The sequence below is a fragment of the Candidatus Pelagibacter communis genome (genome assembly GCF_001180025.1).
Classification (GTDB): domain Bacteria; phylum Pseudomonadota; class Alphaproteobacteria; order Pelagibacterales; family Pelagibacteraceae; genus Pelagibacter; species Pelagibacter ubique_A.
The window spans coordinates 1-838 of record NZ_CVSK01000009.1; the positions used below are offsets into that span (position 1 = coordinate 1).

The 838-nt window shown below is 29.6% G+C and carries 1 protein-coding gene; it reads right to left on the reverse strand.

Annotated features, from left to right (window positions below; translation table 11 throughout):
• Positions 1-168 precede the first annotated feature (168 nt).
• On the reverse strand, positions 169-838 hold a 670-nt coding region (locus AMN83_RS00200; protein WP_143323618.1), incomplete at its 5' end, for an ATP-binding cassette domain-containing protein.

An 838-nucleotide genomic window follows, 5' to 3' on the forward strand; every position in this document is an offset into this window, starting at 1 on the left:
ACCAAAAATTATGAAAGACATTGCGTAGACTAAATACGGATGAAATCCAAGTTCAACACCGATTGCTCCACAAATTATTCCAAATGGAATTACTGAAAGCATATGCGGGGAAATATCTAACATCCCTCGAGTGAATAATTGTTTTTTAGTAAGCATTTGTTTGTTTTATTAAAAACAAACTATGTGATCAATATGAATCGGTCTTTTAATTCCAAACTTTTCGTCTGCTTCATGTTGATGTTCATGATGAGAATGAACAAATACTGGTATTAACAAATCGCTGCTAGTTTTTAAGGTATAAATAAAGTTAGTTCCTCTAAATTTTCTATCAACTACCTCTAATTTTAGATTGCTTTTATCGTCGTGCTCAAGATCCTCTGGTTGTAATAATAATTGCACATTTGATCCTTTTGGATAATGCTTAATAAAATTTCCATTAATTGTTCCAAGATCTTCACTTTCTAATGAATTTTCTCCAGTTACTTTTGCTGGAATTAAAATTCCACGATTTAAAAAATTTACTACTTCGACTGAGTTTGGAAAATGATAGACATTATAAGGATCGTCAAACTGTTTTATTTGACCATCTAATATAATTGCACATTTATGACCTAAATAAAAAGCTTCATAAGAGTCATGAGTAACGATTATTGTTGTAATTTTTAATTTACTTAAAATTTTTTTTAATCTTACTTGAATTTCTTCTTTAAAACTTTGATCAACATTTGATAACGGTTCATCTAATAACAAAAGATCAGGTTGTGTTAGTAAAGATCTTGCAAGAGAAGCTCTTTGTGCCTCCCCAGCACTTATTTCATGAGGATATTTTTTAAGTATT